8 protein-coding genes and 4 pseudogenes are annotated in these 10,806 nt (G+C 32.8%); 5 read left to right on the top strand and 7 right to left on the bottom strand.

Annotated features, from left to right (window positions below; translation table 11 throughout):
* Positions 1 to 73: pseudogene (locus tag HZR21_RS10620) on the top strand (IS6 family transposase); the annotation flags it as partial.
* 12 nt (positions 74 to 85) lie between these two features.
* On the opposite strand, the gene HZR21_RS10625 reads toward HZR21_RS10620, so the two are convergent.
* The 5 genes and pseudogenes from HZR21_RS10625 to HZR21_RS10645 all read right to left on the bottom strand — a co-directional run bounded on the left by HZR21_RS10625 (position 86) and on the right by HZR21_RS10645 (position 3,879).
* Positions 86 to 223: a hypothetical protein gene (locus tag HZR21_RS10625; RefSeq protein WP_180747608.1), complete on the bottom strand. Its 138-nt coding sequence runs from the start codon at positions 221 to 223 to the stop codon at positions 86 to 88.
* A gap of 68 nt (positions 224 to 291) precedes the next feature.
* Complete coding sequence (locus HZR21_RS10630) at positions 292 to 1,206, bottom strand: GT-D fold domain-containing glycosyltransferase (protein ID WP_180747609.1); 915 nt, start codon at positions 1,204 to 1,206, stop codon at positions 292 to 294.
* 30 nt (positions 1,207 to 1,236) lie between these two features.
* Positions 1,237 to 2,153 (bottom strand): annotated as a pseudogene (locus HZR21_RS10635) (IS30 family transposase).
* Positions 2,154 to 2,327: 174 nt separating this feature from the next.
* A pseudogene (locus HZR21_RS10640) lies at positions 2,328 to 3,219 on the bottom strand (IS982 family transposase).
* A 241-nt stretch (positions 3,220 to 3,460) separates the two neighbouring features.
* Positions 3,461 to 3,879 (bottom strand): annotated as a pseudogene (locus tag HZR21_RS10645) (DDE-type integrase/transposase/recombinase).
* Between the two features lie 375 nt (positions 3,880 to 4,254).
* On the opposite strand from HZR21_RS10645, the gene HZR21_RS10650 reads away from it, so the two are divergent.
* The 3 genes from HZR21_RS10650 (at position 4,255) to HZR21_RS10665 (ending at position 7,964) form a co-directional block, all read left to right on the top strand.
* Positions 4,255 to 5,241: a glycosyltransferase gene (locus tag HZR21_RS10650; RefSeq protein ID WP_180747611.1), complete on the top strand. Its 987-nt coding sequence runs from the start codon at positions 4,255 to 4,257 to the stop codon at positions 5,239 to 5,241.
* A 621-nt stretch (positions 5,242 to 5,862) separates the two neighbouring features.
* Positions 5,863 to 6,069, top strand: a complete 207-nt coding sequence (locus HZR21_RS10660) for a hypothetical protein (RefSeq protein WP_180747612.1) — start codon at positions 5,863 to 5,865, stop codon at positions 6,067 to 6,069.
* Between the two features lie 338 nt (positions 6,070 to 6,407).
* Positions 6,408 to 7,964: a lipopolysaccharide biosynthesis protein gene (locus tag HZR21_RS10665; protein ID WP_180747613.1), complete on the top strand. Its 1,557-nt coding sequence runs from the start codon at positions 6,408 to 6,410 to the stop codon at positions 7,962 to 7,964.
* A gap of 44 nt (positions 7,965 to 8,008) precedes the next feature.
* Here HZR21_RS10665 and HZR21_RS10670 read toward each other — a convergent pair whose 3' ends face one another.
* Positions 8,009 to 8,524 (bottom strand): DDE-type integrase/transposase/recombinase, encoded by a 516-nt coding sequence (locus HZR21_RS10670; protein ID WP_180747614.1) that lies wholly within the window; start codon positions 8,522 to 8,524, stop codon positions 8,009 to 8,011.
* A gap of 105 nt (positions 8,525 to 8,629) precedes the next feature.
* On the opposite strand from HZR21_RS10670, the gene HZR21_RS10675 reads away from it, so the two are divergent.
* Positions 8,630 to 9,532, top strand: coding sequence for an LCP family glycopolymer transferase (locus HZR21_RS10675; RefSeq protein WP_180747615.1), 903 nt, complete (start codon positions 8,630 to 8,632; stop codon positions 9,530 to 9,532).
* A 24-nt stretch (positions 9,533 to 9,556) separates the two neighbouring features.
* Here the strand turns inward: HZR21_RS10675 and HZR21_RS10680 are convergent, their stop codons facing one another.
* On the bottom strand, positions 9,557 to 10,459 hold the full coding sequence (locus HZR21_RS10680) for a phosphodiester glycosidase family protein (RefSeq protein WP_180747616.1): 903 nt from the start codon (positions 10,457 to 10,459) through the stop codon (positions 9,557 to 9,559).
* Between the last annotated feature and the right edge of the window lie 347 nt (positions 10,460 to 10,806).

Genomic DNA, 10,806 nt, shown 5'->3' on the forward strand with positions numbered 1-10,806 from the left:
CCGAAGAAATGGAACGCTCTTCGGCTTTTCGGTGTCTACTGAAATCAAGGTATTAATGGGAATAACAGCCTAAGATATTTGGAGTTCAGAGAGGGCGCGTTTGATTTTCAAACTTCGCAACAGAACCATTTAATACTTTTGCAATGTCATTTTTAGGCTTAAACATTGCATCATTTGAATCTTTTCTCGATTTCATATCTAAAATATATTTATTATTGTTCATTTCTTACACCTCTTATAAAGAATTATAATAAAATAAGCATCTGATAGCTTAATATTATGAATAATTAATTATTTAACTACCTTTATTATTTGTTTATAGTATTTTTGTAAAATTAATCCATCATCGATTTCTATAAATTGTACTTTAGATTCATTGACATACTTTCCCGGCACAGATATCTTTTCTTTAGCTTTCATTTTATACCAATTATATTCAACATCTAAATGACCGATATCAACTGTTTGTATGCCCATTTCAGATAAGTCGAAAGCTAGAACCGTTGCTGTGGGTCCTAGCGAAACTAATACTAATGCATCATTGATAAGTGTGGCTTGCCTGCGTACGTTATTTAAAATTTGAGTATATCTTTCAAAAGCATTCTTACTAGGACAAATAATTCTTCGAACGCTTTTAGCTCCATCTAATAAATCACTTGCAACACCAAAACGTGTTTTTTCCCCCTCCACAATAAGAACATTACGGTTAAACCATATTTTTTTTAAACTTTCAAATTTGTTTTCAAAATTGCGTGAATTATAATTATAATCGATATAAGGTCGAGTAAATTGAGTATCAAAATATTTTTTTGAATTACTTAATAAATTCAAAACACGGTACCCTCTTTTTGTTAAAAATGTTTCCCAATAAACACGGGCCGTTTTTTTGGTGCCCTTTAGCGTTTTAAACACATCAGGAATGCACAATATTAAATTATCATTTTCAGAATTTAGCACTTGAAGTAATTTTTTAGATAATTTTGAAGAATTTTTTTCGAAATCTCCTTCTGCTCTTTCCTGAAAGATCCACAAAAATTCTCCATCTCCAAATCTAGCCACAGAACATTTATGAGTTACGATATACTTTACAGTATCATCACCATTTATAACCTTAGGAGTCTTATTTGTAATTCTCATATAAACTTTAAAAATTCTGTATCCTGTATTCACAATAACTAATTTTGCCAACATTGGTAATCTAAACATTTTTATCTCCTTATTTGGTAGATTGCAAATTTAATCCGAATTTTTGGACAAATTTGTCAGCATAACCTGATACGGTGTTTGCCAGTCGAGTATTTTAAGCGGTCGCTGGTTAATTTGGAGTAACGTTGTCGTTAAATCTTGAGCACTAATGTGCTCAAAACGAGTCCCTTTAGGATAAAAATAACGTATATTCCGATTAAAACGTTCATTACTACCACGTTCTGCTGGAGTATAAGCATGGCAGTAATAGGTCTTAATACCATATTGTGATTCAAGTGATACTAGCCCACTAAACTCAGTGCCACGGTCCACAGTAAAGCTGTGCACCGGACCATTAAAAGTGGTTAGGAACTTAGTTAGTGCTTCATTAACAGTCGCTGTCGTCCGATCTTTTAACCGGTATGCCCAAAGGAACCGTGATTTGCGATCGATTAAAGTTAATAAAACTGCCTTACTATGCCCATGAGGACCAACGACTGTATCTAGTTCAAAATCGCCGATGCGATTACGTTGATTAATCATCATGGGACGCTGTTCAATTGATCGCCCCAAAGATTGATTATATTTGGATCGTTGGTCAACGTTACGCCATGTTCAGGTAGATCATTCAAGGAGAAACCAATTCTCCCCTGATTTAGCCAATTATAAATAGATTTAGTAGCTAGTTTAAATTCGTGAGCAATCATTCCTGGTGACCAGCTTAGACGTAAATGGTTGAGAATTTTTTGCTTTAACTCATCGCTCAGCTTAGTTTTCCGACCACATCGTGATCGCTTGTATTCGGCATCTGTTTGTGCTAATTCAGCCTGATAAGGTTGACATCGAGATAATTCATAAGAAATTGTTGACGGTGATCGGTTCAGCCGAACGCCCATTTGGATATTGGATAGCCCTAGTTCACAAAAGGTTTCGATTTTAATTCGTTCGGAATAGGTTATACTAGACAAAAGATCAGCTCCTAAAAGATGGGTTTGTGGTAAACACCATTTTAAAGGAAGCTGATCTTTTTTGTCCGAACAGCGTTCGGATTAATTTTACAATCTACCCTATATCTATTATAACATAAATAAATAATTAAATAAACAAATAAAATGTTTATTTAAACCCGAATTGCTAGTTGATTATTTAGCCATGACTTGATACCCGATAGAATATCTTAAAGTCTCTGGTTCCAGTGACTTAGCTGATTTTAACAGTAAAGAATACGCTAAAAGTATCATCTCTAATTTCAATTGAAAACCTTGAGGCGAACGACTTTTACAACGCTCAGCTCCTAGATTTGTCAAAAAAGAGAAAACTCGCTCAATCACTTTTCTACGTTTTGAAAAATTAGGGAAAAGGATTTTCTTTTGCTTCATGTTCTTCCTGACAGGTGTAATTAGATCAGTTCCTTTTAATTCCAGCCTATCATGCAGTGACTGACCTAAATATCCCATATCTCCAAGGACTGTTGGTGTCCCAAATTGACTCAACACTTCCTCGGTCATTGAACTATCAGCCATTGAAGCAGGAGTAATTGTGTAGTCTATGACATAGCCTGATTCACTGACTAAAGCATGACATTTACATCCATAGAAGTACTGTCCCTTTGTAGCATTGTAGCCAACATTTGCATAATCTCCAAGAACTTTGCTTTTGAATTTACGAATAGGCTGACACAAAGGAATGGGAAAGCTGTCAATAATAGACACATCAATCCCTTCAACCTCTTTAAAGACGAGTGCTTGGCGAATGACTTGGATACTCGGTAAGAGGGCATTACAACCGCGGACAAAGTGAGAATATTCTAGGAAATTAGGGAATAGACTTTGAGCCAATTGGTGCTTTGCTTTAAGTGTTTCACTAAAATGCAGTACGCCCCATAGGTAACAAGTAATCACTAAAAAGTCAGATGTTGCGAGATGGACGTTCTTTCGGTTTTGAACCTCAAAGGGGAACACTCGTTTGATAAAGCGTCTCAATGGTTGTCAGTAAATAAACAAAAACTTTTGGAAGTGTGCTATTATAAGTCATATAAGTCGTGCGCTTTCTAATGCTTAGTGGTTTAAGATTAGGATAGCACGACTTATTTATTTTCCAATGAAATTAACTAGCAATTCGGGTTGACCTAAGAAGATGTATTCCATTTTGTATCCATTTATTTGAATTTAGTCCAGTTCTAACTATCTTTTTTTTCAAATTTAAGCTAAAATGAATTTATGGTTCTGTTGCGAAGTTTGAAAATTAAACGCGCCCTCTCTGAACTCCAAATATCTTAGGCTGGTATTCCCATTAATACCTTGATTTCAGTAGACACCGAAAAGCCGAAGAGCGTTCCATTTCTTCGGTTCTTTTTATATATTCCTCGAATGGTCTCCATGCCCTTAATCGTGGAAGAGGCTGTACGGAGACTTTGATAAAATTTATTTCGTCGTTTAATAGGTCGATGGTCTTGTTCTATTAAATTGTTAAGATACTTCACAGTAAGGATTGTCTATTTTTCTTCTTCCAAAGATAATAGAAGACTTTGCTGTACTCTTGCACCCAACGATAAATCGTAGTATGACAAACATTTATTCCACGATCATATAACAATTCCTGAACTTCACGATAGCTTAGATTGTAACGCAGGTAGTAACCAACAGTGACAATAATGACGTCTTTTTGGAATTGTTTGCCTTTAAAATGATTCATTACTCTGTCCTCTCTGTCTTTTTTCTCAATTTTACACTAAAATAGATTTTTTGGAAAACTTTGCAACAGAACCGTCATTGGCAATCTATAATTGTATAAATAGCATGTATAATTTATAACAATAGAGTGTTTTAATGAATTTTTTGTTTAGTAAATGTCACATTACATTGAAAATTTAAAAAATGTAACTTTTTTGTGTGTGAATAGCTATGTACAATGATTTTCTGGGTGGCAGACTAATCAAGCATAAAATAGCTTATACTAGTTGATAACATCCCGTGATAATTATTAACTTATCAAGTACAGACCAAAATACTGGAGTTTAACAGGAACTGTTAGAATATGATTTTATATAATTAGGAGTAGAATAAAGAGATGAATCCATTAATATCAATTATTGTTCCAATATACAATGTTGAGAAGTATATTGGTAGTTTAGTAAATTCTCTAGTGAAACAAACGAACAAGAATTTTGAGGTTATTTTTATTGATGACGGATCAACTGATGAAAGCATGCAAATTTTGAAAGAAATAATGGCAGGCAGTGAACAAGAATTTTCGTTCAAGTTGTTACAACAAGTTAATCAGGGTTTATCTTCAGCCAGGAATATCGGTATACTTAATGCAACTGGAGAATATATCTTTTTTTTGGATTCAGATGATGAAATAGAAATCAATTTTGTGGAGACAATTTTGACTAGTTGCTATAAATACAGTCAACCGGATACACTTATCTTTGATTATAGTAGCATTGATGAATTTGGAAATGCTTTGTACAGTAATTATGGGCATGGAAGTATTTATCGTCAAAAAGATTTGTGTACAAGTGAGCAAATATTAACTGCATTGTCTAAAGGTGAGATACCAACAACTGCATGGTCATTTGTAACAAAACGCTCTGTGATTGAAAAACACGATTTACTATTTTCTGTTGGAAAAAAATTTGAAGATACCAATTTTACGCCGAAAGTTTTTTACTTTAGTAAAAACATTGTTGTTATTTCCCTAAGATTGTATAGATATAGGCAACGCTCTGGGTCTATTATGAGTAATCACCCGGAAAAATTCTTTTCGGACGCCATTTTTGTAACATATGACTTATTAGATTTTTATGATCAGTATAAAATTCGGGAATTGGGAGCAGTAGTTGGTAGATCAGTTATGACAACATTAGCTTCTTTTCCAGATTCGAAAAAATTGTATAATGAATTAAATCCAATCAGAAAAAAAGTATTTAAAGATTATATTTCAATAGAAAAAAGACATACTAAACGGATAAAAATGTATGTAAAAATGTATGTTTTGTCTTCTTATGTTGGATATAAACTTTACAGACTGGTAAAAGGTAAACACTGGAAGTGAATATAATTTTTAATCTTATTTATATTTATTTGGATTTTGAATCTCATTGCGGTATTGATTTATAAAAAGAATAAGTGGCTAGGTTTTTTAGTATACTTACATCGGTCTTATTTATTGTCTATATACCTATGGATACGGTTCAGGACACGATAGTATATTATTCTTCCTACTATAATGACAATGGGGGGGGGTTGAATATGGATACTCACAGGTTAGTCATTGGTTCTTAATTCATGGTTTTTCCTTCCTACAATTTAAGTTTTTAGTGGTTTTTTTTGTCCTAGCACTCATGGGCTATTGTGTTCAAAGATATATTCAAAATCTGAGTTTATTTGTATTATTGTGGTTACCTTTTCCATTTTTGATTGATTTTATACAGTTTAAAAACTTCATTATATTTAGTTTAGTACTCTATTCTTCGATATATGTTACACGGAACGGTATTTTACCAAAGAGTTATGGGATGTTTATCTTGTACCTTGCAACCTTATTTCACTCTGGTGCATGGATTTTTTTGCTGTCATTCCCTTATCTTTTTTTAAGGTATCAAAAATTGTCAAGTTAGTACCGTTTATGATAGTATTCAGTTGGATATTCGGATTTTTATTATACTTTACATCATTGTCAACTAAATTTATTAATTTTATTTCACAATATACTGCCAGTATAACAAATCGTGAAGTTTTGGTAGATCGAGTTGGTGGAATTTATGTTCAGCGTTTTTGGCAGATATTTTTATTTTGGATTGCGATTACAATGTTTGTATTAATGGTTACAAAAATAGTTTCTCTTGGAATAGAGTTACAGAAAAATTTAAAAAAATTTTGAAAGCACTTTTGCTGTTTTCTATTGTGGGTTTGTTAGTTATTCCTTTGGTGACAATACAATGGGACTACACTCGAATTATGCGTAATTAATTCGTCTTTGCTGAAATTATTTACGTTTGGAAAATTGAGCACTCTGAATTTCATAAAAAACTTGAAAGAGAACAAGGATTTTCCTTCAGCTCAATAATCTTCATTGCCTCATATTTACTTCAAGCCGTGATTATATATTATCCTGCTGAAGTTGAGCATATCTATAGAATTATTAATATGCGCTGATTAGAAATAGTAAACTAGACAAGAAGCACTTGGTTACTTATGAAAGAGAATTGGATAAGATACATGACAAACAAATCACATCTGCACTATGCTGTTCTAAACATGGGAGTGAGTGGTGTTAGTGCAGTTTTAAAAATTATACTTGGATTTATCTCGCGAACAATTTTTATCCATGTTCTTGGAACTGAATTTTTAGGCTTAAATGGCTTGTTAACAAGCGTATTAGTTACGCTTTCATTGGCTGAAATGGGTGTTGGTAATGCAATAGTATATTCTCTCTATCATCCAATTTCTGTTGGAGACTGGGCTGTTGTGAGATCCATGATGAGACTATATCAAACAATTTATCGTATTTTGGCAGGAATTGTATTAGTTATAGGAATCACCTTAATACCCTTTTTGCCACTAATAGCTGGTAAACCGATAAAAAATTTGACGGTTTATTATTGTATTTTGCTATTCAATAGTGTGGTAAGTTATTTGTTGACTTACAATAGGTCTTTAATTATCGCAAACGAGTGCAATTATATCGTATCAACAGTTGATTTTTTGACCTATTTGGCAACAATGCTACTACAAATCACCACTTTATTTTTGTGGAAGAATTACTCGGTCTACTTGGTTTTGCAGGTATTTTTTACAGTAATTGGAAACGTTGTATTAACAATTATTGTGAGAAGAAAATATTATTGGAAATTTGAGAATATAAAATCCTCAAAAGTCCCAAAAGATGTCATCCAAAAACTGAAAAAGAACGTTATCGGAACTTTTGCCAATAAAGTTGGCGATGTTGCGGTAAATGGAACTGTTAATATCCTAATTGCGATGTTTTTAAATTTGATCACTGTTGGATTGTATAGTAATTATCAACTTGTAATTTCTTCGATTCAATCTGTGATGTTTACCATTGCAAATGCCATGACCTCGACAATCGGGAACATTGCAGCCGTAAATAAAGATTATGAAAGTCGAACAAAGCTATTTTTCAAACATCAATTTATGACGTATACGATGGCTTTTTTCGCTTCTGCATTTATCCTAGGCAGCCTTCCATACTTCATTAAGTTGTGGATAGGGGATAAGTTTGTAATGCCAAACTATATCCTAATTATAATGGTAGAAATTTTTGTTATTAATTCTCTTAGACTTACAGGATTGGTATTCATTGATGCTTATGGGCTAGCCTATGAACAGCGCATTAAACCATTTCTGGAGGCCGCAGTGAATTTATCTTTGTCTATAATATTTTTGGCTTTTTTTAAGATGGGGATCGAGGGTATTTTGATTGCTTCTGCATTTACGAGTTTTTTCGTGGCTACGACATACGAAGCCTATGTTGTATTCCGTTATGGTTTTAGAAAAAGTGTTTATATTTTTTATAAAAAATATTTTAAAGTCATTCTAGAAATAACGATAAATCTTATTATAGTTTATTTTTTGACACATACCATTACAATTTTTCATTTAAATGACATGGAACTTTTCATACTAAGTATACTGTTGGTATTTGGTGTGACTAGTCTTAGTTATTACCTATTTAACTTTAAAAGGGCGGAGTTTAAAGAACTTTTGGGTGTATTGATTAGAAAAATAAACGGGCGTGATGAACACTACAACTAAATTTGCTCAGAAGTAAATAAATTGGACTATTTTTATTCAGTTACTTAGGCAACATTTGAGATACGATTTCGATTATAAAAATTGATATACCAACCAATGGCTGCTTGGACTTCAGTTAATGTTTGGTATGCCTTCAGATACACCTCTTCACGCTTCAATATTGAATGAAACGCTTCCATACGGTCATTATCGTACGGATGGCCTTTGAGTGAATATGAATGTTTCAAGCCATAATTTTGGCATTTAATATTAAACTCAGCACTCGTGTATTGTGACCCCATATCTGAATGAATAATGAGTGGCTTTCGATGCTTATCTAACGCCATCTGTAAGGCACTTGTGGGTAGCTCGGCTGTCATTGTATCTCCAATTTTATAGCCCAATACTTTTATCTTCTCAGGATCCAAAACGGTCGCTAAATAGACCCATCTGTGATTAGTCAACTGAATATAAGTGATATCTGTTTGCCAAACACCGATCAAATCATGCAAGTGTCTAATCAGATTGGGTTTTTGATCAACCGTCACAACAGTTTTGGGTTTGCGATAACGTTTTTGCATGTTTTTGTCCTTTGTCTAAATTATACAATAGTGACTCTAAGATTTAAGGATAACATCATTAAATATGGTATAATTTAAGGTATATAATATGTATAGGGGGATACCATGAATCAAAAAAAGAGGCGTCATTATCGTAAGAAAAAATACACAGTACTAAAAGTTATTTCAATTATTTTTGTATTAGTAATTATTTCTGTTGCTTCTATAGCCTACGTAGCTTATAGAAATGTTGAATCAACCTTTTCAACATCATATGAAAATTTCCCTAAAACAACAAGTATTGACTTAAAAAAATCTAAAACATTCACCACACTTATCATTGCAACTGGTAAAAATAATTCTAAAAATTCAGCTTATGCTACTGTTTTAGCTTCAACGAATGTAAAGACAAATCAAACTACTTTCATGAACTTCCCAGTTTTTGCGACAATGCCTAATCAAAAAACAATCACTGAAGTTTACAATACGAATGGAGATGATGGAATTTTCCAGATGGTTAAAGACCTATTGAATGCGTCCATTAACAAAGTAATTCAGATCGATGTTAATAAAATGGGATCACTTGTACAGGCCACTGGTGGAATCACCATGCAAAATCCAAAGGCATTCAATGCTGAAGGTTATGAGTTTAAACAAGGAACTGTTAATTTACAAACTGCTGATCAAGTCCAAGCCTATATGACACAAATTGACGATACTGATTTGGATGCTTCAATCACTCGGATTCAAAATGTCTCAATGGAACTCTACGTAAATATTAAAAAAATTGCTCATATGAAAAAACTTGAAAGTTTCAATTACTATCGAGAAATTCTCTATGCTTTTTCAAACACTGTTAAAACCAATATAAGTTTCAATGATGCTAAAACGATCGTTATGAGCTACAGTAAGGCTCTAAAGAATACCAGCAAGCTCAATCTACATACAACAGATGAAAATGGAGCTAAGGTCGTTTCTCAAACAGAATTAGACTCAGTCAAAACCCTTTTTGAAAAATCTCTAAAATAAAAGAACCAAGAGGTTCTTTTATTTTTATTTCATCACAATATAATCCGGTACGGCTCGATCATCTTGACTAGCAACAATCGTTTTACCATTGACAGATAGTTGACTTGAACCACCACTATCAAGTAATAACATATTTTGGAGCTTCAAATTTGACACTAATTTCATTATATTATCATAACCTGCATTTGTATCACTCAAAATAGCATAGAGATTATTATCTTTATCATTCGCAATAAAAATATGGATCTTCCAATCTACTGAGCCATCACTTGGTTGAATTTTACCATCACGGATAATTGCAGTACCAAAATCATAGGCTTGTTGCCCTCCGTTTTTAATAATAATTGAAGCAGTTGTACTTGAATCATAAATTTTGCACGAACCATCTTTGTTAATAACAAAAGCATATTGAGTCGTTGTACCTGGGCTCCAGTCTTGAATCAACTTTCCATTATTAATTTGAAATCCAGCTACTTGTCCTGTCTGCATATCAAAAGCGGAAGCATTCATAATCAAAGTATTAGGATACTTAGCTATAACTTCTGACATTTTCATCCGTTGATCCGTACGATCGGTAACTGTTTTTAAGACTTCCGGATTGTTAATTCGATAAATAGTGATATTATTCGTAGATAAATCAGTAAATTTATCTAGATTTACCTTTGAGGGAACTTTAACCCATTCTGGTACTCCAGCGTCATCTACAAGTGCTATACTACCCACAGCAGCTTCTTCACCTTTTTGCTCCACGTAACCGTTAGAAACCGAAGTTTTGGTCGGTTGATCCGAACTATTTGTTTTCGTATGTTCAGTAGGAATAAGTGAATCTCGTAAGGCATAAGCCCCTGCTCCTATAAGGGTAATAAAAATTAAGATAGGTATAATTATCACCCCGATACTCTTTTTACTCTTTTTTTTTCGTTCCAATTTTTCCTCCAGAATTGTTGTTTAGTCACGACCAAATAAATCTCTCGTATAAGGTTTACTTTTAGTATTCTTTAGTTTTTTAAATATAAAAATTTTAATTAAAATTTTTATAATACCTTGCTCCAAATTTTTAGCAAATTTTTTTATGACGTTAAGTCAAGTTTTTAGAGTAACAAACGTAGAATTTTAATCTATTTATTTTAAGCACTTACCTTTTCAAATACTCTTTTTACTCTTTTTTTTTCGTTCCAATTTTTCCTCCAGAATTGTTGTTTAGTCACGACCAAATAAATCTCTCGTATAAGGTTTACTTTTAGTATTCTTTAGTTTTTTAAATATAAAAATTT

The sequence above is a fragment of the Pseudolactococcus laudensis genome (genome assembly GCF_013449735.1).
GTDB lineage: Bacteria > Bacillota > Bacilli > Lactobacillales > Streptococcaceae > Pseudolactococcus > Pseudolactococcus laudensis.

What these genes read in the sequence shown, in the direction of transcription:
- HZR21_RS10625 (WP_180747608.1), bottom strand. Translation starts at nt 223, where the DNA reads ATGAACAATAATAAATATATTTTAGATATGAAATCGAGAAAAGATTCA.
- HZR21_RS10630 (WP_180747609.1), bottom strand. Translation starts at nt 1,206, where the DNA reads ATGTTTAGATTACCAATGTTGGCAAAATTAGTTATTGTGAATACAGGA.
- HZR21_RS10650 (WP_180747611.1), top strand. Translation starts at nt 4,255, where the DNA reads ATGAATCCATTAATATCAATTATTGTTCCAATATACAATGTTGAGAAG.
- HZR21_RS10665 (WP_180747613.1), top strand. Translation starts at nt 6,408, where the DNA reads ATGACAAACAAATCACATCTGCACTATGCTGTTCTAAACATGGGAGTG.
- HZR21_RS10670 (WP_180747614.1), bottom strand. Translation starts at nt 8,524, where the DNA reads ATGCAAAAACGTTATCGCAAACCCAAAACTGTTGTGACGGTTGATCAA.
- HZR21_RS10675 (WP_180747615.1), top strand. Translation starts at nt 8,630, where the DNA reads ATGAATCAAAAAAAGAGGCGTCATTATCGTAAGAAAAAATACACAGTA.